18 protein-coding genes are annotated in these 21,434 nt (G+C 60.6%); 11 read left to right on the forward strand and 7 right to left on the reverse strand.

Annotated features, from left to right (window positions below; all coding sequences use genetic code 11):
* Positions 1-88: 88 nt before the first annotated feature.
* The 3 genes from MB824_RS03340 to MB824_RS03350 all read right to left on the reverse strand — a co-directional run bounded on the left by MB824_RS03340 (position 89) and on the right by MB824_RS03350 (position 3,962).
* On the reverse strand, positions 89-1,591 hold the full coding sequence (locus tag MB824_RS03340; protein WP_238745955.1) for a class I SAM-dependent DNA methyltransferase: 1,503 nt from the start codon (positions 1,589-1,591) through the stop codon (positions 89-91).
* Positions 1,592-1,711: 120 nt separating this feature from the next.
* Entirely contained in the window at positions 1,712-3,610 is a 1,899-nt protein-coding gene (gene mnmG / locus MB824_RS03345) for a tRNA uridine-5-carboxymethylaminomethyl(34) synthesis enzyme MnmG (protein ID WP_238745956.1), read from the reverse strand.
* 166 nt (positions 3,611-3,776) lie between these two features.
* A complete protein-coding gene (locus MB824_RS03350) occupies positions 3,777-3,962 on the reverse strand; it encodes a hypothetical protein (RefSeq protein WP_238745962.1) in 186 nt (61 codons plus the stop codon).
* Positions 3,963-4,291: 329 nt separating this feature from the next.
* Here MB824_RS03350 and MB824_RS03355 point away from each other — a divergent pair, with 329 nt between their 5' ends.
* The gene (locus MB824_RS03355; protein ID WP_238745964.1) at positions 4,292-6,028 is read left to right on the forward strand and encodes a potassium/proton antiporter; all 1,737 of its coding nucleotides are present in this window, start codon (positions 4,292-4,294) and stop codon (positions 6,026-6,028) included.
* A 172-nt stretch (positions 6,029-6,200) separates the two neighbouring features.
* Here the strand turns inward: MB824_RS03355 and MB824_RS03360 are convergent, their stop codons facing one another.
* Positions 6,201-6,926: a DUF4190 domain-containing protein gene (locus MB824_RS03360; RefSeq protein ID WP_238745966.1), complete on the reverse strand. Its 726-nt coding sequence runs from the start codon at positions 6,924-6,926 to the stop codon at positions 6,201-6,203.
* Between the two features lie 180 nt (positions 6,927-7,106).
* On the opposite strand from MB824_RS03360, the gene MB824_RS03365 reads away from it, so the two are divergent.
* From MB824_RS03365 to MB824_RS03395, 7 genes are all read left to right on the forward strand, one after another.
* Positions 7,107-8,447, forward strand: coding sequence for an NCS2 family permease (locus tag MB824_RS03365; RefSeq protein ID WP_238745967.1), 1,341 nt, complete (start codon positions 7,107-7,109; stop codon positions 8,445-8,447).
* A gap of 167 nt (positions 8,448-8,614) precedes the next feature.
* The gene (locus MB824_RS03370) at positions 8,615-9,076 is read left to right on the forward strand and encodes an HvfX family Cu-binding RiPP maturation protein (RefSeq protein WP_238745969.1); all 462 of its coding nucleotides are present in this window, start codon (positions 8,615-8,617) and stop codon (positions 9,074-9,076) included.
* A gap of 91 nt (positions 9,077-9,167) precedes the next feature.
* Complete coding sequence (locus MB824_RS03375; protein ID WP_238745971.1) at positions 9,168-9,413, forward strand: HvfA family oxazolone/thioamide-modified RiPP metallophore; 246 nt, start codon at positions 9,168-9,170, stop codon at positions 9,411-9,413.
* A gap of 151 nt (positions 9,414-9,564) precedes the next feature.
* Entirely contained in the window at positions 9,565-10,422 is an 858-nt protein-coding gene (locus tag MB824_RS03380) for an HvfB family MNIO-type RiPP peptide maturase (protein ID WP_238745973.1), read from the forward strand.
* Positions 10,412-11,137, forward strand: coding sequence for an HvfC family RiPP maturation protein (locus tag MB824_RS03385; RefSeq protein ID WP_238745975.1), 726 nt, complete (start codon positions 10,412-10,414; stop codon positions 11,135-11,137). Before MB824_RS03380 ends, MB824_RS03385 begins: the two co-directional genes overlap by 11 nt.
* Positions 11,134-11,715 carry a sigma-70 family RNA polymerase sigma factor gene (locus tag MB824_RS03390; protein ID WP_238745977.1) on the forward strand — a complete coding sequence of 194 codons (582 nt, stop codon included), beginning with the start codon at positions 11,134-11,136 and terminating at the stop codon, positions 11,713-11,715. The genes MB824_RS03385 and MB824_RS03390 overlap by 4 nt, the downstream gene beginning before the upstream one ends.
* Before the next feature lie 5 nt (positions 11,716-11,720).
* Entirely contained in the window at positions 11,721-11,891 is a 171-nt protein-coding gene (locus MB824_RS03395; protein WP_238745979.1) for a zf-HC2 domain-containing protein, read from the forward strand.
* Between the two features lie 213 nt (positions 11,892-12,104).
* Here MB824_RS03395 and MB824_RS03400 read toward each other — a convergent pair whose 3' ends face one another.
* Together MB824_RS03400 and hscA are read right to left on the reverse strand one after the other, a co-directional pair.
* Positions 12,105-12,605 carry an adenylyltransferase/cytidyltransferase family protein gene (locus MB824_RS03400; protein ID WP_238745981.1) on the reverse strand — a complete coding sequence of 167 codons (501 nt, stop codon included), beginning with the start codon at positions 12,603-12,605 and terminating at the stop codon, positions 12,105-12,107.
* A 301-nt stretch (positions 12,606-12,906) separates the two neighbouring features.
* Positions 12,907-14,763, reverse strand: a complete 1,857-nt coding sequence (gene hscA / locus MB824_RS03405) for a Fe-S protein assembly chaperone HscA (RefSeq protein WP_238745983.1) — start codon at positions 14,761-14,763, stop codon at positions 12,907-12,909.
* Positions 14,764-15,469: 706 nt separating this feature from the next.
* Here hscA and xerD point away from each other — a divergent pair.
* The 3 genes from xerD (at position 15,470) to MB824_RS03420 (ending at position 19,773) form a co-directional block, all read left to right on the forward strand.
* Positions 15,470-16,348 carry a site-specific tyrosine recombinase XerD gene (xerD, locus tag MB824_RS03410; RefSeq protein WP_238745985.1) on the forward strand — a complete coding sequence of 293 codons (879 nt, stop codon included), beginning with the start codon at positions 15,470-15,472 and terminating at the stop codon, positions 16,346-16,348.
* Positions 16,349-16,378: 30 nt separating this feature from the next.
* Positions 16,379-18,769 (forward strand): NAD-dependent DNA ligase LigA, encoded by a 2,391-nt coding sequence (ligA, locus tag MB824_RS03415; protein ID WP_238745987.1) that lies wholly within the window; start codon positions 16,379-16,381, stop codon positions 18,767-18,769.
* A gap of 644 nt (positions 18,770-19,413) precedes the next feature.
* Complete coding sequence (locus tag MB824_RS03420) at positions 19,414-19,773, forward strand: YbaN family protein (protein WP_407659223.1); 360 nt, start codon at positions 19,414-19,416, stop codon at positions 19,771-19,773.
* 296 nt (positions 19,774-20,069) lie between these two features.
* On the opposite strand, the gene MB824_RS03425 is transcribed toward MB824_RS03420, so the two are convergent.
* Positions 20,070-21,104 carry a hypothetical protein gene (locus MB824_RS03425; protein WP_238745989.1) on the reverse strand — a complete coding sequence of 345 codons (1,035 nt, stop codon included), beginning with the start codon at positions 21,102-21,104 and terminating at the stop codon, positions 20,070-20,072.
* Positions 21,105-21,434: the final 330 nt, after the last annotated feature.

Raw genomic sequence — 21,434 nt, forward strand, 5'->3', positions numbered from 1 at the left:
TTTCAGACGACCTTTCAGTAAGTTCGCCCTTTATCGCGGCCTGTAAGACGGCGGCGCGCAGGGAATCGGCAAGCTGCGGGGTGTTCATTTATTCGCTCTCCGTTTCAGACGGCATGCCCATCAGCGTGCGGATTTTTTCCAGTTGGGCATCGATTTTGGCGTTTAAATTATCGCGGGCGGACTGATAGGCCAAAATGGTTTCCATCGGGCTTAATACTTCGGTTTCTTGGTTGGGATAACCGCATAAATCGAGATTGACGCCGCCTGCCAAAATCTCGGCTTTGTCAAAGGCGCGGGCTTTAAAGCTGCCTTCTTGCTCGTCTTTGATTTCTTCGCGTTTGTGCCACCAGTTTAGGCAGTCTGAAAAGTGTTCGAGCTGCATGGGCTTGGTTTTGGAAAAGGCTTTGCGGTCGCTTGGAATATCGACGCGGTAAAACCAGAGTTTTTCAGACGGCCGCTGCCCGCTTTGGAGTTTGTTAAAAAACAAAATATTGGTGGTGATAGGGGTGTAGGGCGCAAACACGCTTTTGGGCAGGCGCACGATGGTGTGCAGGTCAAAATCGGTGAGCAGGCGGGTTTTGAGCGCGGTTTTCGCGCCGTCGTTGCCGAAGAGGAAGCCGTCGGGAATGATGATGGCGGTGCGGCCACCCGCTTTGAGGCGATAGAAGGCAAGGGCGATAAACAAGTCATAAGTCTCGCTACTGCGCAGTTCGGCGGGGAAGTTCTGCTGGATGATGTTCAGTTCGGTGCCGCCGTAGGGCGGGTTCATCAGGATGATGTCGTGCAAATCCTGCGGCTGCACGTCGCGCACGTTTTGTTCCAGGGCGTTGCCGTGACGGATTTGCGGGCTGTCGATGTCGTGCAAAATCAGGTTGGTGATGCCCAAAAGGTGCGGCAGCGGTTTTTTTTCGATGCCGTACAGGCTTTGGTTGAGCGTTTCGCGGTCTTGCGGGGTTTTCACCTGCGGCTCGAGTGCGTTTAGGGCGGAAACGAGAAAGCCGCCGGTGCCTGCGGCAAAATCAGCCACGGTTTCGCCGAGTTTGGGCGCAATCACTTGAACCATAAAATCGGTTACGGCACGCGGGGTGTAAAACTCGCCGGCGTTGCCCGCGCTTTGCAGGCTTTTGAGGATGGTTTCATAAATCTCGCCAAAGGCGTGGCGCTCTTTGGTGTCGTCGAAGTCGATTTCGTCGATGGCGTTGATGAGCTGGCGAAGGAGTACGCCGTTTTTCATAAAGTTTTTGGCGTCAAGAAATATATCGCGCACGATGCGCTGCTTTAAGGGGGTGTGTTCGCTGACGCGCAGGTTTTTGAGCGCGGGAAAGAGCTCGCGGTCGATAAAATCCAGCAGGGCTTCGCCGGTGAGCGCGTTGCCGTCTTTGTTGTCCGTTGCCCAGTTTTGCCACTGGAAACGCGGCTCGATGATGGATTGGTAGGCGGGATCGACAATCGCCCAGTTTTCTTCTTTGTTGCCGTAGATTTTTAGGAACAAGAGCCAGGTGAGCTGCTCAATGCGCTGGGCGTCGCCGTTGATGCCGGCGTCGGAGCGCATGATGTCTTGGATGGATTTGGTGAAGGTGGTCATGGACATGGGGAATGCCTTTTTTTTGGGGGTGTTGGTTGGGGCGGGTGTCGGGCATAAATGCCCGACCTACGGCGGCGGGGGTTTAACTTTGTTGAAGCCTGCGGCTTTCAGGCTGCCTTTTATCGTTTACTTCGCATCCCTAAACCCGCGTTTCAAATGCACCATCAGCAGCGCGACGGCGGCGGGGGTTACGCCGGAAATGCGCGATGCCTGCCCCAGTGTTTCGGGCTGGTGCTGGTTGAGTTTCTGCTGCACTTCGGCGGACAAGCCTTTGACTTTGGCGTAATCGATATTTTCAGGCAGGCGCAGGGTTTCGATGTCGCGGCGGTTGTTGATTTCTTCCTGCTGGCGGTCGATGTAGCCCTGGTATTTGACTTGGATTTCCACCTGTTCCACCACGTTTTCAGGCAGCGTGGCGGGCGGCCCTGCGTCGGGCAGGGTCATCAGGGTGGCGTAGTCGAGATTGGGGCGGCGCAACAGGTCGTGCAGGTTGGCTTCGCGGCTTAATTTTTGCCCGAACACGCGCATTTGTTCGGCTTCGGGCAGCTTTTGCGGCGTGTACCAAGTGGTTTTGAGCCGTTGGATTTCGCGCTCGACGGCTTCGCGTTTTTCGTTGAACGCACGCCATTGCGCTTCGCCGATTAGGCCGATTTTGTGCCCGTCTTCGGTGAGCCGCATATCGGCGTTGTCTTCGCGCAGCTGCAGGCGGTATTCGGCGCGGCTGGTGAACATGCGGTAGGGCTCGTTCACGCCTTTGGTAATCAAATCGTCAACCAATACGCCGAGATACGCCTGTTCGCGGCGCAGCAGCAGCGGCGCTTGTCCGCGCACATACTGTACGGCGTTTGCGCCCGCGAGCAGCCCTTGTGCGGCGGCTTCTTCGTAGCCGGTTGTGCCGTTGATCTGCCCTGCGAAGAACAAGCCGTTGATGGTTTTGGTTTCCAAGCTGGCTTTGAGGTTGCGCGGGTCGAAATAGTCGTATTCGATGGCATAGCCGGGGCGCAGGATGTGGGCGTTTTCCAAGCCTTTCATCGAGCGCACAAGGGCGAGTTGAATATCAAACGGCAGGCTGGTGGAAATGCCGTTGGGGTAGTATTCGTGGGTGGTTAAGCCTTCGGGTTCGAGAAAGATTTGGTGGCTGTCTTTGTCGGCGAAGCGGTTGATTTTGTCTTCAATCGACGGGCAGTAACGCGGGCCGACGCCTTCGATTTTGCCGGTAAACATCGGGCTGCGGTCAAAGCCGGTTCGGATAATGTCGTGGGTTTGGCTGTTGGTGTGGGTAATCCAGCACGACACTTGGCGCGGGTGCAGCGCCGCGCTGCCGCGCACGGACATCACGGGTATCGGCGTGTCGCCGGGCTGCTCTTCCAGCACGGAAAAATCAATCGTGCGCCCGTCGATGCGCGGCGGCGTGCCGGTTTTCAGACGGCCTTGCGGCAGGTTCAGCTCTTTCAGGCAGCCTGAAAGCGACTGCGCGGCAGGGTCGCCGGCGCGGCCACCCGAATAGTTTTCCAAACCGATGTGGATTTTGCCCGCGAGAAACGTGCCTGCGGTTAAAACCACGGCGCGGGCTTTAAACTCGACATTCATCGCGGTTTTCACGCCCGATACGTGGTTGCCGTTTAAAGTAATATCGTCCACCGCCTGCTGGAACAAATCCAAATTCGGCTGGTTTTCCAGCATTTCGCGGATGGCGGCTTTGTACAACAGGCGGTCGGCCTGGGCACGGGTGGCGCGTACCGCCGCACCTTTGCTGGCGTTTAAGCGGCGAAACTGGATGCCCGACATATCGGTCGCCAACGCCATCGCGCCGCCGAGCGCATCGACTTCGCGCACCAGATGGCCTTTGCCGATACCGCCGATAGACGGGTTGCAGGACATTTGTCCTAAGGTTTCAATGTTGTGGGTAAGCAAAAGCGTTTGCGCGCCCATGCGGGCGGCAGCCAGCGCGGCTTCGGTGCCTGCGTGGCCGCCGCCGACGATAATTACGTCGTAGGTTTTGGGGTAGATGATGGGTGTGGTCATATTGTGCTTTCGGTTGGGTTTCAGGCTGCCTGAATTTATGGTTGGAAGACAACCGGCACAGATCGGTGCGGCATCTTTGGCTTTTTGATGTAGGCGCGGATGCTACATATTTTCAGGCTGCCTGAAACAAGGCAGCCTGAAAGGGAAAACGCTAACAAGGGCAAATTTATTGGCCGGCTTGGCCTTCGGCTTCACGCAGTTTTTCTTCATTGGCTTTTTGCGCCGCATCGATGGCGTCTTTGGTTTGCTTAACGGCCTTATCGCGCGTTTCCAAAACCTGTTCGGAAGGTTTCTTTTCGCCGCAGGCGGCAAGCAGCAGGGCGGCGGCGGTAAGCAACAAGATTTTTTTCATGGCGGACTCCTTCAATTAAAGATAAAAAACAGCCGCGATTGTACGCGCTTTTGCGGCGGGGATACAGCCAAAGGCAGCCTGAAAACTTTTCAGGCTGCCTTTGACCCAATATGCCACCGCATACAGCCGCCCTACCCCATTCGGGCAGCCTGAAAACCCTTGCCGCAGGCGCCGCAAGCGGGCGGCTGTGCTAGAATCCGCCGGCCGGTGCCGGGCGCCGGCGGCACACACTTCAGGCAGCCTGAAACAGGCAGCCATCCGATATAAGAAACCGCGCGGCCGTGCGCATCAGCCAAACCCAACGGCCGCTCCTGTCCGCAGAAACCCCTATGGAAGAAAAACTCAATATCCTGTTTTTGGTGATGGCGCTGCTGCTGTTTGTCAGCGTGGTGGCCAGCCGGCTGTCGGCGCGGCTGGGGATGCCGCTGCTGCTGGTGTTTCTCGGCGTCGGCATGCTGGCGGGCGAAGAAGGCGTGGGCAAAATCGCCTTTGACAATTTCGTCGGCGCGGCGCTGGTGAGCCAGCTGGCGCTGGCGCTGATTCTGCTCGACGGCGGCCTGCGCACGCCGTTTTCGGTGTTCCGCATCGCGCTCAAACCGGCATCGGTGCTGGCCAGCTGGGGGGTGCTGGCCAGCGTCGGCCTGCTGGGGGTGTTTGCCACTTTCCTACTCGATATTCCGTGGCAGCTGGGGCTGCTGATGGCGGCGATCGTCGGCTCGACCGACGCGGCGGCGGTGTTTTCGCTGCTGCGCAACAGCGGCGTGCGCCTGCACGAACGTATCCGCGCCACGCTGGAATTGGAAAGCGGCGTCAACGACCCGATGGCGATTTTGCTGGTGGGCGTGCTGATCGACCTGATTCTGAATCCGGCGCAAACCACTTGGGCGGGCACGCTGTGGATTCTGGTCAAACAGCTGGGGCTGGGCGTGCTGTTCGGCGTGGCCGCTGGCAAGATTCTGGCGCTGCTGCTGGCGAAAATCCGGCTGGCCGAAGGGCTGTACGCGCTGCTGATCGCTTCGGGCGGGCTGCTGGTGTTTGCGCTGGGCAATCTGCTGGGCGGCAGCGGTTTTCTCACCGTGTATCTGGTCGGCGTGATGGTGGGCAACCGCCGCAACAGCGCCACCGAACACGTTTTAAACGTGATGGACGGCCTGGCCTGGCTGGCGCAGGCGGTGATGTTTTTGGTGCTGGGGCTGCTGGTTACGCCTTCGCGGCTGCTCGATCACGGTTGGCAGGCGCTGGTGATTGCCGCCTTTCTGATTCTGGTGGCGCGGCCGCTGGCGGTGTTTTCGTCCATCCGCTGGTTCCGCTTTACCCGCCGCGAAACTGCCTATATCAGCTGGGTCGGCCTGCGCGGCGCGGTGCCGGTAACGCTGGCGATTATCCCACTGATGCGCGGCGTGCCCGATGCACGATTATTGTTTGACGTGGCTTTTGCCGTGGTGATTTTGTCGCTGCTGATTCAGGGTACCACCATTCCCTTTTTCGCCCGCAAGCTCGGCATGGTGCTGCCGCCCAAGCCCGAGCCGCTGGACAGCCGCGATATCTGGCTCGACCGCAAGCTGCAGCTGACCATGCAGTCTTTCCGCGTCGGCGCCGGCTCGGAAGCGGAAAACAGCCACCCCTACGCCATGACCCGCGACCCGCGTTTTGCCGGCAGCCGCCTGTTTGCGCTGGTGCGCGGCGGCGAAACGGTAAACGTGCACATCGGCACCCAGATGCGCGCCGGCGACATTGCATGGTATGTGCTGCCGGAAAACCTCGGCGAAGCCTTTGCCGAGCAGTTTGACGACGGCAGCGGCCAGAGCCAGGCCTTTTACGGCGAATTTGAAATCCGCCCCGACATCCGCGCCGGCGAGCTGGCCGCCGCCTACGGCATCCGCGCCGATGAAGCCGACCGCGAAAAAACGCTCGCCGCAATGTTCGACGAGCGCTTCGACGTCCCCGTGGCCGGCGACAGCCTGCTGCTGGACGGCTTTCGCCTCACCGTTAAAGAGCTGGACGACACCAGCCGCATCAAAACGCTGGGTCTGAAAATGCCCAAAACCGCCGGCAAGGCAGCCTGAAAAACCTTTCAGGCTGCCTTGCCGGCGACCCAAACATCTGCAACAGCAAGAACCTGAAAACCAAAAAAAACCCGCCTGGTCATGGTGGTAAACCCACGCAAAAAGCAGCCTGAAAGGTTTTTCAGGCTGCTTTTTGGTTTTACGAAAGCGGCTGAAGCGCCGCGTTTACCCCTTATTCTTCGGCGCGGCAGGATCTGGGCAGGTAAAGGGAATCGTCAAAATTGACGTCCTGATTGCCGGCGCTGCCTTCAGGGCGGACAAACTGGCATATCCAGCGGGCGCTGCTGTTGTTGTGATCCGGCATCACGGTGTAGCGGATGGTTTTGCCCCACACGGCTGTCGGTACCGGCGGCTGGGCTTTCAGGCGGGCATGCAAAGTATGGTCTTTCCACTCCACGCTCTCCCAATACTCCCCCATGCCGGCAGTCGGCGCAAGCAGCGAAGCCGGCGGTTCGGACTCAAAAGCCTGATCGGGATCGGCAATAATCCATTCGACCAAGCGGGTGCGGATGGGTTCGATGCGGCTGTCGGCCTCGGTAATTTTGGTGCGGGCGACATAGGCCTGATAGGCCGGAATGGCGATTGCCGAAAATACAATGGTGATAAATAAAAACAGCACGATATTCACATAGCCCAAAATCAAGCCGGCCAGCGCCATTCCGCCGCCAAGCTGCCCCATTCCGTCCTCGGCCTGCTCGGAGCGGCGGATCTGGCCGCGGGCGATGTGGCCGGTAACCACGGCAACCAAACTGCCGATCAGGGGCAGGATAATCCAGCTGAGAATGCTGAATATCAGGCTGGTTACCGCCAGCGGGTTGGTGCTGCCGCCGGGCTGCCGGCGCTGCGGGTTGCTGTTCAAACGGATGCGGTTTTTCGGCGCGGGATCAAATTGGTTCATTGTCTCTTCCGGTTAAGAAATGAAAATGCCTGCGATTATAAGTAAGGGCAAAGCAGCCTGAAAGGTTTTTCAGGCTGCTTTGCCCTTTGCCGTGCCCGTTCAGGCGCGGGAAAAATGTAATCCTTTGTAATCGGAAGTAAACGCTATAATCGCGTTTTTCCAACACACCATTTCAAAACCATGTCCCACCCCACCCCCCTGCTCGAGCGCCTTTTTAGCCTGTCGCAGCACAAAACTTCCGTCCGCACCGAGATACTGGCCGGTTTCACCACCTTTCTCACCATGTGCTACATCGTCATCATTAACCCGCTCACCCTGTCCAAAACCGGCATGGATTTCGGCGCGGTGTTTGTGGCCACCTGCATTTCGGCGGCCATCGGCTGCCTGATTATGGGGCTGTTGGCCAACTACCCGATCGCGCTGGCGCCGGGCATGGGGCTGAACGCCTATTTCACCTTTTCGGTGGTGATGGGCATGCCGGGTGTTACCTGGCAGATTGCGCTGGCGGCGGTGTTTGTATCAGGCGTGATTTTTATTTTGTTCAGTTTTTTCAAGGTGCGCGAATTGCTGGTGAACGCGCTGCCAATGAGTTTGAAAATGGCGATTGCCGCCGGCATCGGCCTGTTTTTGGCGCTGATTGCGCTGAAAAACGCCGGCGTGATTGTCGGCAGCGACGCCACTTTGCTGAAAATGGCCAATTTCTATGTGGAAGAAAACGGCACCAAAGCGCCGAACTGGCCGGTGCTGCTGGCGATGCTCGGCTTTGTGCTGACCGTGGCGCTGGACTATTTCCGCGTGCGCGGCGCAATCATTATCGGCATTCTGAGCATCACCCTGATTTCGGTGGCCATGGGTTTGAGCGAGTTTCACGGCGTGGTGTCGGAGATTCCCAGCCTGGCGCCGACGCTGATGCAGATGGATTTCTCCGGCCTGCTGAACGGCAGCATGATTGCAGTGGTATTCGTATTTTTCCTGGTCGATTTGTTTGACAGCACCGGCACGCTGGTGGGCGTAACCCACCGCGCGGGGCTCCTAGAAGACGGCAAACTGCCGCGCCTGAAAAAAGCGCTGTTTGCCGACTCGGTGGCGATTGTCGCCGGTGCCGCGCTGGGCACGTCGTCCACCACGCCCTATGTGGAAAGCGCTTCGGGCGTGGCGGCGGGCGGGCGCACCGGCCTGACGGCGGTTACCGTCGGCGTGCTGATGCTTGCCTGCCTATGGTTCTCGCCGCTGGCGCAGTCGGTGCCCGCATTCGCCACCGCACCGGCGCTGCTGTATATCGGCATCCATATGCTGCGCAGCGCCACCGAAATCGAGTGGAACGACATCACCGAAGCGGCGCCGGCTTTCCTGACCATCGCCTTTATGCCCTTCACCTATTCGATTGCCGACGGCATCGCCGTGGGCTTTATCAGCTACGCCGCCATCAAGCTGGTTTGCGGCCGCGCCAAAGACGTGCCGGTAATGGTGTGGTTCGTGGCCGTGGCGTGGATGGCGAAGTTTTGGTTTTTGGGTTCGTAGGGCGTTTACCCATTCAGGCAGCCTGAAAGCGTTTTTCAGGCTACTTTTGCTGTTTTTACCGTTTGCATACAAGGCACAAACAATATTTTCGCCCACCGCCGTAAGAAAAGCGCGGCGGCGGCGACTAAATCCGCATAAGGCAAGCACACACTCAGAAAGGACACACCATGCCCCGCACCTCGGCCAAAAAGCAGCCTGAAAAAATCTACGCCCAAATCGGCGAAGCCGTCGGCCTGCTCGGCCTGCGCCTGCTCTTGGCCTACGAGTTTTTCGATGCCGGCCTGGAAAAGCTGCACGGCAAAAACTGGTTCGACAGCATCCAAGACCAATTCCCCTTCCCCTTTTCGCAGTTTTCCGCCGATCTCAACTGGAATCTGGCAATGTATGCCGAGCTGGTGTTTCCGGTGCTGCTGCTGGTCGGGCTGCTGACACGGCTCTCGGCGCTGGCGCTGATTGTGCTGACTGCCGTGGCGTGGTACGCCGTGCATGCCGGCTACGGCTACACCATCAGCGAAGGCGGCTACAAACTCGCGCTGATGTTTATCGTGATGCTGCTGCCGCTACTCGGACAAGGCGCCGGCAAACTCTCGCTGGACTATCTGTGGCAGCGCTATCGCGGCAAAGCGTAACGCGCCCCGCACAAGCATAAACCGACTTTTTTACGCCCAAGGAGCCGGGCGCCTGCAGGCTCCGTTTTAACCACTTAATTGGAGAGAAACCATGAAACAATCTTCCCTGATCGCTTTGGCCGGTGCCCTGACTCTGGCGCTGGGCGTGCAAGCCACCGCCGCTGCCGCGCCCGCTGCCAAAAAAGAAGCGCCCGCGATGAAAAAAACCATGAAAACCAAAGCCAAAACCAAAGCCGCCGAAGGCAAATGCGGCGAAGGCAAATGCGGCGGTGCCGCTGCCGACCCGAGCAAAGCCGCCGAAGGCAAGTGCGGCGAAGGCAAATGCGGTTCGCACTAATCGGTAATCGCTGAACCGGTTTTCAGGCTGCCTTTACCGTTTCAGGCAGCCTGAAAACCACCCCGCCGCCCTTTGGCGCAAAGCAGTATCCGTGCTGCTTTACGCGAAACGGCAGTCTGAAAACAGCAAACCGCTACAAGGAAAAAAGGATATGGACACCACCCTGCACGGCGCCGGGCTCGGCTACCGCCGCGATCTGGCCGAGAACTTTCTCGATCTGCCCGCCACCAGCCCCATCGACTTTATCGAAGCCGCGCCCGAAAACTGGATCCGCATGGGCGGCGCCGCACGCAAGCGCTTCGATGCCGCCGCCGAGCGCCTGCCGCTGGCGCTGCACGGCCTGTCGCTGTCGCTCGGCGGCCAAGCCCCGCTCGATATGGAGCTCTTGGCCGGCATCAAAGCGATGATGCGCCAATACCGCTGCGGTTTCTTTTCCGACCACCTGAGCTACTGCCAAGACCTGGGCGGCCACCTTTACGACCTGCTGCCGCTGCCCTTCACCGCCGAAAGCGTGCGCCACACCGCCGAACGCATCCGCCGCGTGCAGGACTTTCTCGGCTGCCGCATCTCCATCGAAAACACGTCCTACTACCTGCACAGCCCGCTGGCCGAAATGAACGAAGCCGAGTTTCTCAACGCCGTGGCGCAGGAAGCCGACTGCGGCATCCATCTGGACATCAACAATATCTACGTCAACAGCGTCAACCACGGCCTGCTCGAACCGCAGCGTTTTCTCGACACCGTCGAAATGGCGCGGGTGAACTACATCCACATCGCCGGCCACGACGACGAAAACCCGCAGGTGCTGATCGACACCCACGGCGCGCCGGTGAAAGACAACGTTTGGGATCTGCTCTCCGCCGCCTACCGCCGCATGGCGCACATCCCGCCCACCCTGCTTGAGCGCGATTTCAACTTCCCCGCCTTTGCCGAACTCAGCGCCGAAGTGCAGAAAATCGCCGACATCCAAGCCGCAGCCGCCATCAAGGAGCAGCCCCATGCAGCCTGAAACCGCCGCCGGCGCTTCCGCCGCCTTCCAAGAACAGCTCGCCCGCGCCGTGCGCCGCGCCGATGCCGCCGAAATCGACGGTCTCGCCCCCGAGCGTCTCGCCGTTTATGCCCGCCTGGTGCGCAACAACGTCCACAGCTTTATCCGCCGCTGCTACCCCGAAACCGCCCGCCACTGCCCGCCCGAACAATGGGCGGCCGCGCAGGAGGGCTTTATAGCCGACGGCCGCGCCCACTCGCCCTATTTCCAAGATATTCCCGGCGAGTTTCTCGCCTACTGCCGCCAGGTTTTCAGGCTGCCCGAGCACCTGCTCGAACTGATGCGCTTCGAGCACAGCCAGCTCTTGGCCGAAACCGCGCCCACCCCGCCCGACAACAGCTTCGAGTGGGACGAAGACACCCTGTTCCGTCTCTCCCCCGCCGCCCTGCTCGCCGATTATCCTTTCGATCCCAGCGCCCAAACGCCCGATTTTCAAGCCGACCCCGCCACCCTGCTGGTTTGGCAGGACAGCGAAGGCAGCGTGTACCACAACCGTCTCGATCCCGTTGATGCCGTGCTGCTTGCCGCCGCCGCCAACCCGCTGAGCCAAGCGCAGATTTGCGAGCGTCTTGCCGCCGTTGCCGGCACCGACAACAGCCAATGGCAGCCTGAAATCGCCCGCCGCTGGCAGCAATGGGTCGATGCCGACGTACTGCTGCCGGAGCCGCAGGCATGAGTGCCGACCACAGCTGGGACGACGCCGAGCTTATCGGGCTGCAACGCGATTTGCTGCGCTTTGCCCGTATCCAAACCGGCAACGCCGATGCCGCCGAAGACATCACCCAAGAAGCCCTGCTCTCCGCGCTACGCCACCGCGACCGCTTTGAAGGCCGCGCCCAGCTCAAAACCTGGCTGTTTGCCATTTTGAAAAACAAAATCACCGACTACCTGCGCCAAAAGCAGCGCGAGAACAAAGTCTTCGCCGAAACCCCCGCCGAAACCGAGCTCGACGAACTCTACGAAGCCCAGTTCGACAACAGCGGCCACTGGCACGAGGGCGGCATCGACTTCAACCCGCGCACCCCCGAGCAGGATTTGGAAGGCCGCCAGTTTCAAAGCGTTTTCCAAGCCTGCCTGTACGGCCTGCCCGAAAACACCGCCCGCGTCTTTATGCTGCGCGAAGTCATGGGCTGGGACGCCGACGAAATCCAAAGCCACTGCGCCATCAGCGCCGCCAACTACTACACCATCATGCACCGCGCCCGCGAAGGGCTGCGCCAATGCCTGCAGATCAAATGGTTCAACCACCGGTAACCGCCATGAAAAAGTGCCGCCAAATCACCGAACTGATTTCCCACAAGGCCGACCGCCCGCTCACCGGCGGCGAACGTCTCGCCCTGCACCTGCACCTGCTCATCTGCCCGCAGTGCCGCGAATACGCCCGCCAGATCGAGCTGGTACAGCAGGCGGTGAAAAAGTTCAAACTGTAAAACTGCTTCGGCAGAGCACACACATCATCCCTGCCGCCGCTTATCGGCAAGGCAGCCTGAAAAACCAAAAGCAGCCTGAAAACCGCCAACACGGTTTTCAGGCTGCTTTTGGTTTTTCAGGCTGCCTGTTTTGCGCCAAACCAACCGCCTGAACGGCATCATTCCCACACAGGCAGAAATCTCGGCAGAGTCAGACAAAGGTTTCAGGCTGCTTTATTCTTTTGCCGAGGCGCGGATCTTTTCCAGCGTTTTGGTGGTGGAGGTCTGGTGCAGAAAGGGAATGGAGTGGACGCTGCCGCCGCGGGCGAGGGTTTGGGCGGCGCCGACGATGTTTTCAGGCTGCCAGTCGCCGCCTTTGACCAGCACGTCGGGGCAGAGCTGTTCGATCAGCGCGGCGGGAGTGTCGTCGTCGAACCAGGTAACGTAATCGACGCTCTCCAGCGCGGCGGCAACGGCGGCGCGGTTTTCCAGCGGGTTGATCGGGCGGTCATCGCCCTTGCCCTGACGGCGCACCGAAGCATCGGTATTGAGTGCCAGCACCATGCAGGCGCCGAGCGCGCGCGCCTGCGCCAGATAGCTGGCGTGGCCGCGGTGGAGAATGTCGAAGCAGCCGTTGGTAAACACCAGCGGGCGCGGCAGGCTGTCGAGCTTGGCAGCCAGCTCGGCGGGGGAAAGGATTTTGCGTTCGAAATCGGGGGCGGGATAGGTGCTCATCGGGTTTCCTTGCTGCGCTTTTCAGGCTGCTTTGGCTAAAGGCAGCCTGAAAAATCGGAAGCTGCCGTTTTATTTTCCAACAGCGCGGGAATACGGCAGCGGGTGTTTTCCTGTTTGAGGGCGAAAGCAGCCTGAAAATTATAAAGACGGCTGTTTGGCTCTCTCTCCCGCTTGCGGGGGAGGGCTGGGGTGGGGGTGTTTGACGTTTCGGCAATATCTGCCGCAGCATTTCTGCGAAATGCCACCCCCACCCTAGCCCTCCCCCGCGCGAGCGCAGGAGAGGGAACGCAAGTCTGCGGTATCAAACCGCGTCGATGCTTTGGCCGGCAAGGGCGCGTTTGATGTTGCGGTCCATGCGGCGGGCGGCGAAGCTGTCGGTGGCCTGCGCCAATTGCTGCACGGCCTGGCGGATGGCGGCGGCACCGCTGCCGTCTTTCAGGCTGCCGGCCAGGGCATCGACGGCATCCTGCACGCTTTGGCGCTCGGTGTCGGACAACAAATCGCCGTCCATCTCCAGCGCGGCATTGACGGCGGCAATCAGCCCTTCGGCTTCGACCTGCGCTTCGGCGCGGGCGCGGGCGGTGATGTCGTCTTTGGCGTTGCTGATGCTGTCTTTGAGCATGCGGGTGATGGTTTCATCGTCCAGGCCGTAAGACGGTTTGACTTCGATCTGCGCCTGCACGCCGGTGGTCTGCTCGCGGGCGGACACCGACAGCAGGCCGTCGGCATCGACTTGAAATGTGACGCGGATGCGGGCGGCGCCGGCGGCCATCGGCGGGATGCCGCGCAGGGTGAATTTGGCCAGGCTGCGGCAGTCGGCCACCAGTTCGCGCTCGCCCTGCACCACATGGATGCTCATCGCGCTCTGCCCGTCTTTAAAGGTGGTGAACTCCTGCGCACGGGCGGCGGGCAGGGTGGAATTGCGCGGGATGATTTTTTCCACCAGCCCGCCGTAGGTTTCCAGCCCGAGCGACAGCGGGGTAACGTCCAGCAGCAGCCAGTCGTCTTCGCGCTTGTTGCCGGCCAGCACGTCGGCCTGCACCGCCGCGCCGAGGGCAACCACTTGGTCGGGGTCGAGATTGTTCAGCGGTTCGCGGCCGAAAAATTCGGCAACGGCAGCCTGAACCTGCGGCATGCGGGTGGCGCCGCCGACCATAATCACGCCGTCCACATCCTGCTTGGCGACACCGGCGTCTTTGAGCGCCTGCTTCACCGGCTCGATGGTCTGCGCCACCAAATCGCGGGTCAGCGCTTCAAAGGTGTCGCGGCTGACTGCGGTGTCGATGCGCTGCCCGTTCAAATCGGCTTCAACGCGGCTTTCAGGCTGCCTGCTCAAGGCTTCTTTGGCGCTGCGGGCAAGCGCCAGCAGGCTTTGGCGCACGCCGGCATCGGCGGTATCGATGCCGGCGGTTTCGGCCAGATGAGCGGCCAGGCGGTGGTCGAAATCGTCGCCGCCCAGCGCCGAATTGCCGTTGGTGGCCTTCACTTCAAACAACCCTTTGGACAGGCGCAGCACCGATACGTCGAAGGTGCCGCCGCCCAAGTCATACACCACAAAAGTGCCTTCGGCGGCGTTGTCCAGCCCGTAGGCAATGGCGGCGGCGGTGGGTTCGTTCAGCAGGCGCAGCACGTTCAAACCCGCCAGCCGCGCCGCGTCTTTGGTGGCCTGGCGTTGGGCTTCGTCGAAATAGGCCGGCACGGTAATCACCGCGCCGGTCAGGCTGCCGCCCAGCGAAGCTTCCGCGCGCGCTTTGAGCACGCGCAGAATCTCGGCAGACACTTCGACGGCGGTTTTCACGCCGTGGCGGGTGTCCAGCCCGATCAGGCGCTCGCTGTCGGCAAAGCGGTAGGGCAGACGGCCGGCATCAACGTCTTCGAGCTTGCGCCCGATTAGCCGCTTGGCCGAGCTGACGGTATTGGCGGCATCGCTGCCGGCCGCCGCCGCGGCATCGCTGCCGACCAGTATCTCGCCCGCTTCGCCGTAACGCACCACCGATGGCAGCGACACCTGCCCGTTTTCATCGGCCAGACAAACCGCGCTGCCGCTGCGCACGGTAGCGACCAGGCTGTTGGTGGTTCCCAAATCGATGCCTACCGCCAGCCGGTGCTGGTGCGGCGCGGCGGAAAGACCGGGTTCGGCGATTTGAAGCAGTGCCATGTGTGTGCCTTTGCTATCTCGGAATGGAAAAGGCGCGCATTTTATCATTGCCGAGTGTTTTTGTCGGGTATGGCGCGGCAGGCTGAAAAGTCGGGCAGCCTGAAAACAGGATAGGTGGTTTTCAGGCTGCTTTTTGCTTGGGTGGTTTGGAGTGCTCGTTTGAAGCTGCCTGCAATATCTTTGGACAGAATTTCGGAAAGTTCTGCCCGATCCACCTTTGCGCGCCATCGCCGCGCGGCGCCCTACTTTCTTTGCGTCGCCAAAGAAAGTAGGCAAAGAAAGGCGACCCCGGTTGCAGGCCGCGCTTGGGGCGCGGCTTCCCTCACGCCGCACGGCTTTTCCGGCGCGTACGAACTCGCCTTGCTTGGGGCAAGGCTCAAACAGGACGCACGCTTGAATCCGGAAAAACCGCGCTCTGTTCGGCTGCGCCAGGGGTGGGGCTGCCTGTAGTAAACCTTAACGAAAAAGCAGCCTGCGCCGCGCATGCTGCTTGGTTTTCAAGCCTCCTGCCTCGTAAGCACCGTTTGGTGCACGGTGTGCACCCTACGGCCGCTAAAACCGTTTGGGTTTCAGGCTGCCTTTTTAAGTTTCACCCCGAAACACCGCTACCTGTCTGAGCGGTGGCAAACAGCAATGCCAACGCCCCCATGCTGTCAAACTGCCAAACTGCTTTATAATCCGCCGCTTTCCACTTTTTTCGCCGCTTATGAAATCCGATGCCGAACTGGCCGACGCTTTTCTCGAATACCTGTGGCTGCGCGAGCGGCTGGCGCAAAACACGCTTGATGCCTACCGCCGCGATTTGGCCAAACTCTCTGCAGCGCTGGCCGATGGCGGACTAAGCCTGGCAAGTGCTGACAGCGAAGCGCTGGCGGCGGCGGTGCATGCCGGCGGCGCGGCCAGCACGCAGGCGCGGATGCTGTCGGCCGCCAAGCGTTTTTACGGCTGGCTGCACGAAACCGAGCAGCGCGGCGACAATCCCTGCGCCATTCTCAAAGCCGCCAAGCAGCCGCAGCGGCTGCCGGTGCTGGTTAGCGAAGCGCAGATCGACGCGCTGCTGGCCGCGCCCGATACGGCCGACCCTTTCGGCCTGCGCGACAAGGCGCTGCTGGAATTGGTTTACGCCACCGGCCTGCGCGCCAGCGAAGCGGTCGGCCTGGCCTTGAACGATGTCGGGCTGGAGCGCGGCATCGTCCACACCGTCGGCAAAGGCGGCAAGCCGCGCATCGTGCCGCTGGGCGCCGAAGCCTCGCACTGGCTGGAGCGCTATCTGCGAGAAGCGCGGGGGCAGATACTCAAAGGCCGCCGCTGCGACGCACTGTTTGTCGGCAACAAAAAAGGCGCCATCAGCCGCCAGCTTGCCTGGCAGATCGTGCGCCGCTACACCGAGGCGGTAGGCATCGAAGGACTGTCACCGCACGGCCTGCGCCACGCCTTTGCCACCCATATGCTCAACCACGGCGCCGATTTGCGCGTGCTGCAGCTGCTGCTGGGCCATGCCGACATCACCACCACCCAGATTTACACCCATGTGGCCGATTTGCGGCTGCAGGAAATCGTCAAACGCCACCATCCGCGCAGTTAATGCCGTTTATCCCGAAAGCAGCCTGAAACCATGAATCCCCAAACCCGCATTGCCGAACTCACCGCCCTTTTAAACCGCTACGCCCGCGAGTATTACACGCTCGATGCGCCCAGTGTGCCCGATGCCGAATACGACCGTCTGTTCCGCGAACTCGAAGCGCTGGAAGCCGCGCATCCCGCTTTCAGGCTGCCGGAAAGCCCCACCGCCCGCGTCGGCGGCGCGGTACTGGACGGCTTTGAAACCGTTGTCCACGCCGTGCCGATGCTCTCGCTTTCCAACGCCTTTTCGCCGCAAAACGATACCGGCGTTTTCGACCACGCCGAAATGCTGGCTTTCGACGAGCGGATAAACAAAGACTTGGCCGCCGCCACCGAATACGTAATCGAACCCAAATTCGACGGCCTGGCCGTCAGCCTGCTCTACCGCGACGGCGTATTCGTGCAGGCGGCCACGCGCGGCGACGGCGCGGCGGGCGAAGACGTTACCGAAAACATCAAAACCGTGCGCAATATCCCGCTGCGGCTGGCCGGAAAAAACGTGCCGCCGCTAATTGAAGTGCGCGGCGAAGTGCTGATGCTCAAAGCCGATTTCGCCGCACTGAACAAACGGCAGGAAGCGGCGGGGCAAAAGCCGTTTGCCAACCCGCGCAACGCCGCCGCCGGCAGCCTGCGCCAGCTCGATTCGCGCATCACCGCTCAGCGCAAGCTGCACTTTTTCGCCTACGGCATCGCCCGTTTTGAAGGCGCGGCCAGGCAGCCTGAAAGCCACGCGCAAGAGCTCGAATGGCTCGCGGAACTCGGTTTCAGCCTGCCCAAAGGCAACTGGCGCATCTGCCCCGATATTGCCTGCGCGCTCGCCTTTTACGAAGCCATGGCGCAACAGCGGCCGAACCTGCCCTACGAAATCGACGGCATGGTGGTGAAAGTAAACAGCCTGGCGCAACAGCAGGTTTTGGGCTTTCGCGACCGCAGCCCGCGCTGGGCGATCGCCCACAAATTTCCCGCCGAAGAAGCGCTCACCACCGTTGAGAATATCGACGTTCAAGTCGGCCGCACCGGCGCCCTGACCCCCGTCGCCCGACTGGCGCCGGTGTTTGTCGGCGGCGTAACCGTTACCAACGCCACCCTGCACAACCAGGACGAAATCGAGCGCAAAGACGTGCGCGTGGGCGATACCGTCATCGTGCGCCGCGCCGGCGACGTGATTCCCGAAGTGGTGCGCGTGCTGCCCGAGCGGCGGCCGATGGTGGAAGAAGCGGGGGACGACTTGTTTTCAGGCAGCCTGAAACCCAGATTTCCCGCTTTCAGGCTGCCTGAAAACTGCCCGGTGTGCGGCAGCAAAGTCGAGCGCGAAGAAAACGAAGCTGTTGCCCGCTGCACCGGCGGCATGCTGTGCCAAGCCCAGCGCGCGCAAGGCTTAATCCACTTTGCCGCGCGCAAAGCGATGGACATCGACGGTCTCGGCCAAAAGCAGATTGAAGCACTGGTCGAACAAAACATCGTCGGCAGCTTCGCCGACCTGTACCGCCTGACGCTGGCCGATCTGCAGAAAATGAAAGAGCAGGCCGATGGCGGCGACAGGCAGCCTGAAAACGAAAACGGCAGCCGCAAAAAAGCGCCGGTCAAATGGGCGCAGAATATTCTCGACGGTATCGCCGCCAGCAAAAACCCGCCGCTGGCGCGCCTGCTGTTTGCGCTCGGCATCCGCCACGTCGGCGAATCCACCGCCAAGCAGCTGGCGTCGTCCTTCGGCAGTCTCGACACCGTGCGCCGCGCCCCCGAGCCGGTGCTCGCCTGCCTGCCCGATATCGGCGCCGTTGTCGCCCAGTCCATCGCCCGCCATTTCCGCGACCCGCAGCAAAACCGTCTGCTCGACGATCTACTCGCCGCCGGCGTCGCCCCCCAAACCGCCGCCGCATCCCGCAGCCTGAACGCCCAAATCCCGCCAGAGCGCTGGCTCGCCCGCCTGCCCGGTCTCAAACTCAGCGAAAAACGCGCCCAAGAGCTGTGGCAGCTCGCCGGCAGCCTAGACGCCCTGCAACACGACCCCGCCCTGCCGCAAAACTGGCAGGACTGGCGCCGCCAACCCGAAAACGCCGCTCTGCTCGCCCAAACCATCGCCTTTATAAACAGCCTGCCCGCCGACCATCCAGCCGACGGCGACGGCAACAACGAAGCAGCAGGCAGACTGAAAGCCGCAATCGCCGGCAAAACCTTCGTGCTCACCGGCACCCTGCCCACGCTCAAACGCGACCAGGCCGCCGCCCTGATCGAAGACGCCGGCGGCAAAGTTTCCGGCAGCGTCTCGAAAAAAACCGACTACGTCGTCGCCGGCGAAGCCGCCGGCAGCAAGCTCGACAAAGCCGCCGCGCTGGGCATCACCGTGATTGGCGAAGCCGAACTGCTGGCCATGCTCGGCTGATAGGCGCCACACAAAGGCAGCCTGAAAATCTTGGCACTTTCCCAACCAGCGTCATTCCCGCACAGGCGGGAATCTTATTTGAAATCCCCAAAGGCTTGGAGAAGCAAACCATTGTCTGAGTTTTACCAAGATTCCCGCCTGCGCGGGAATGACGGTATTGGGTTGTAGGTCGGGCATTTATGCCCGACAAATCCCATCCGCAAAGTCGGGCATAAATGCCGACAAATGGCTGCCACCGGCAGTACATTTGCAGCGTGGTTTTTGGGACGCGAAATAAGGAAAAAAGCAACCTGAAAACAGAAAACCAGTTTTCAGGCTGCCTGTTACGCCCCCAAAGCAGCCTGAAAGGGCGGCGGCGCTTTGTGTTACACTCGCCGCCTGTTTTTCCCGCAGCCGCTGCGGCGCTGCCGCCGTTTTCAGGCTGCCCGATCGGCCTGCCGCGCCCCGTGCCGGCGGCGTTTTGTTTGAGAACAACCATGACTGCTTTTTTCTGTGCCGCCGGCCTGCCGGCCGCTGCCGCCGAGCCGGTGATGCCGGCACTCGGCAGCACTTCTTCCGCCGTAATCTGGATATCGCTGCTGCTGTTGCTGGTGATTCCGTCGACCATCGTGCTGGCGATGCCGCAAAACCGCCTGCGCCGCACGCTGATCAACTGGCTGCTGTGGTTTTTCGGCGCGGTATTTCTGCTGCTGGGCATTATCGGCGCCTTTTTGCCGATAATGCCGACCACCCCTTTCGTGCTGGTTACCGCCGCCTGTTGGGGGCGGGCGTCGCCGCGCTTTCACCGCTGGCTGCACCAGCATCGCTTTTTCGGGCCGATGGTGCAAAACTGGGAACAGCGGCGGGCGGTGCCGCGGCGGGCAAAATACCTGGCCTGGTCGATGATGACGCTCTCCTGCAGCTGGCTGTTTTTCCAGTTTCCGCAGCGCTGGTACGTCGGCGCCGGAACTTCCGCCGTCTGTCTGTGCGTCGCCCTGTGGATGGCACGCCTGCCCGATGCCTGACAGGCTTTCAGGCTGCCGCCGGCAAACGGATACGGATCAGGCAGCCTGAAAAACATCGCGGCTTAAAACCCGCCGACAACAAACGCCCCTGCCGGAAGCATTGCGGCAGGGGCGCGGCATTTTCAGGCAGCCTGAAAGCCGGGTTCGGCAATCGTAGCTTGGGTTGCACACCCAACAAACCCAAAAGCAGCCTGAAAGTTGGGTCTCGACCCAACCTACGCTTGCTATCCGTTGATGTGAAGCCGTTTTATAGTGAATTAACAAAAACCAGTACAGCGTTGGCTCGCCTTGCCGTACTATTTGTACTGTCTGCGGCTCGACGCCTTGTCCTGATTTAAATTTAATCCACTATAGGATGCAGGCTGCTTTGGAACAAACACGCGATACGCGCCGCGCAGGGTGAACAACAGCAACGCGCCGATGAACAGCAGCCCGATGGTCAAGGCAATCGGCTCGTCAATGTTGCGCCACCAACCGATGCCCGCCCATGCAAAGGCGGCGGCAAGCGGCAGATACCAGCAGCACAACACGGTGTATTTCCACCACTGCGGCGTTTCGTCCGGCACGGTTTCGCCTTCGGCCAGCGCGTTCTGCCAATCGTCGAAGCGGCGGTGGAACCACATCAGCGGCAGGGCGAACAGCGGCACGGCGATGAGCGCGTCCAGCAAGGCGGCTTTGCGTTCGCGGTTGAATCGGGCAGCTTGGTCGGCATAACGGTAGATTGGCACGCCGTCCACTTGCATTTCATACAGGCGCGAGCCGCTGTATTTCACCACGGCCGGTTTGCCTGCATGGGCGTAGGCGGATTCGCAAGCATCGTGCAGGTCGGCGGCACAGCTCAAATGCAGGGTTTCGCCGCCGTTGGGGAACGGGAGATAGTTGGTATCGCTCACATGGCGGCAGGGGCGGCCGAGTAGGAATTGGGCGAATCCGTTTTGGGATACGGCATCCTGCCGGGCATAACATTCGGTTCTTGCATTATACGGTTTGGCAGGGACGATGCCGCGTGCTTCGCGCAATTCGCCGTATGAGGCCGCCGTGCCGCCGTAAAAGGCGACAACCGCGCCCATCACGGCAATCATCAAATAAAGCCATTGCAGCGAAGAGATGCCGCTTTTGCCGGCGGGGAATCGGTCGTACAGCCGTTTTTCGCCTCGTGCCAGCGCGCGGATGCGCAGATACAGCACCAGCGCGGTGGCCAGCAGTATGCCCCATAGCACGCCGTTTACGGGCAGAAACCAGCCGATGCCGAATGCGGCAACGATGTAGAAGAACATGGCGCGGTAGAGCGCGTGCGGGGTTTGGGGGACGGGAATGGGGAGGGTTATCACGATCGATCTTTCGAGAAAAGGCTGAAGGCCGTCTGAAAGCGCAGCTTCAACGAAGTTAAAACTGAGCTTCCGAAGGAAACGGAGTTTCTGCGAAGCGAAAACGCTTCAAGCCGCCGGTCAAACATGTTTTATGACACTATAAACGGGCTATTTTAACACTTTTGTCAGCGCGTTATGCAGGATGGGATAGGGCAGTCGGGCAATCGGCTGCGTGATTGGCCGCCGCCCTGTGTCGGAATAAACAAAATAAACCGAAAGGCCGAGACCTTTGCAAAATACCTCTCTTCACCTTTTCGCTGACAGCCGGAACCCAAACACAGGTTTTCGGCT

It is taken from the genome of Kingella pumchi, assembly GCF_022288825.1.
In the GTDB taxonomy this organism is placed as follows: Bacteria; Pseudomonadota; Gammaproteobacteria; order Burkholderiales; family Neisseriaceae; genus Kingella_D; species Kingella_D pumchi.

Coding starts and splice junctions, on each gene's coding strand:
- MB824_RS03340 (WP_238745955.1), bottom strand. CDS start 1,591: ATGTCCATGACCACCTTCACCAAATCCATCCAAGACATCATGCGCTCC.
- mnmG (WP_238745956.1), bottom strand. CDS start 3,610: ATGACCACACCCATCATCTACCCCAAAACCTACGACGTAATTATCGTC.
- MB824_RS03350 (WP_238745962.1), bottom strand. CDS start 3,962: ATGAAAAAAATCTTGTTGCTTACCGCCGCCGCCCTGCTGCTTGCCGCC.
- MB824_RS03355 (WP_238745964.1), top strand. CDS start 4,292: ATGGAAGAAAAACTCAATATCCTGTTTTTGGTGATGGCGCTGCTGCTG.
- MB824_RS03360 (WP_238745966.1), bottom strand. CDS start 6,926: ATGAACCAATTTGATCCCGCGCCGAAAAACCGCATCCGTTTGAACAGC.
- MB824_RS03365 (WP_238745967.1), top strand. CDS start 7,107: ATGTCCCACCCCACCCCCCTGCTCGAGCGCCTTTTTAGCCTGTCGCAG.
- MB824_RS03370 (WP_238745969.1), top strand. CDS start 8,615: ATGCCCCGCACCTCGGCCAAAAAGCAGCCTGAAAAAATCTACGCCCAA.
- MB824_RS03375 (WP_238745971.1), top strand. CDS start 9,168: ATGAAACAATCTTCCCTGATCGCTTTGGCCGGTGCCCTGACTCTGGCG.
- MB824_RS03380 (WP_238745973.1), top strand. CDS start 9,565: ATGGACACCACCCTGCACGGCGCCGGGCTCGGCTACCGCCGCGATCTG.
- MB824_RS03385 (WP_238745975.1), top strand. CDS start 10,412: ATGCAGCCTGAAACCGCCGCCGGCGCTTCCGCCGCCTTCCAAGAACAG.
- MB824_RS03390 (WP_238745977.1), top strand. CDS start 11,134: ATGAGTGCCGACCACAGCTGGGACGACGCCGAGCTTATCGGGCTGCAA.
- MB824_RS03395 (WP_238745979.1), top strand. CDS start 11,721: ATGAAAAAGTGCCGCCAAATCACCGAACTGATTTCCCACAAGGCCGAC.
- MB824_RS03400 (WP_238745981.1), bottom strand. CDS start 12,605: ATGAGCACCTATCCCGCCCCCGATTTCGAACGCAAAATCCTTTCCCCC.
- hscA (WP_238745983.1), bottom strand. CDS start 14,763: ATGGCACTGCTTCAAATCGCCGAACCCGGTCTTTCCGCCGCGCCGCAC.
- xerD (WP_238745985.1), top strand. CDS start 15,470: ATGAAATCCGATGCCGAACTGGCCGACGCTTTTCTCGAATACCTGTGG.
- ligA (WP_238745987.1), top strand. CDS start 16,379: ATGAATCCCCAAACCCGCATTGCCGAACTCACCGCCCTTTTAAACCGC.